Origin of the sequence: Brachybacterium sp. JB7 (genome assembly GCF_003335205.1) — a bacterium.
Taxonomy (GTDB): domain Bacteria; phylum Actinomycetota; class Actinomycetes; order Actinomycetales; family Dermabacteraceae; genus Brachybacterium; species Brachybacterium alimentarium.
Window position 1 is genome coordinate 1 of the sequence record NZ_QPGN01000049.1, and the last position, 412, is coordinate 412.

The 412-nt window shown below is 41.5% G+C and carries 1 protein-coding gene; it reads right to left on the reverse strand.

Going from position 1 to position 412, the window contains the following annotated elements; translation table 11 throughout:
• Positions 1–89: 89 nt before the first annotated feature.
• Positions 90–412, reverse strand: a 323-nt coding sequence (locus CIK81_RS18880; RefSeq protein WP_147272380.1) for a hypothetical protein, incomplete at its 5' end; no start/stop codon positions are given.

A 412-nucleotide genomic window follows, 5' to 3' on the forward strand; every position in this document is an offset into this window, starting at 1 on the left:
TTTACGAACCACCTCATAGCTCACTGCTTCATCTCCGTAAATGAAAGCGTATTCCTCTTTATTGCCTTCTTTAGAGTTTACTGATGTCATTAATGATGACCTACAACGCCAAGGCGAGTGATCTGAATAACGTCAGTAATAATGACTTTGGCTATATCCATGCCAGTGGCTTTAAATAATAAAGGCAATAGCTTACGGCGGATTTGGTTCTCGATTTCTTGTGGATTAATTGAGAACTCAGCAACGGAAGCAGTCACAACCTCATCAATTTGCATCGCAAAGTCAAAGCGTTCATCTTCACTCAGATTGTTAGCTTCGCCTTGATGCTTCAAAAATAGCCCAAAATAAGCTTGTACATGACGCTTAACTTTAGGGTCGAGTGCTGAGAAGCGATCATCTCGTATGCCGTGGT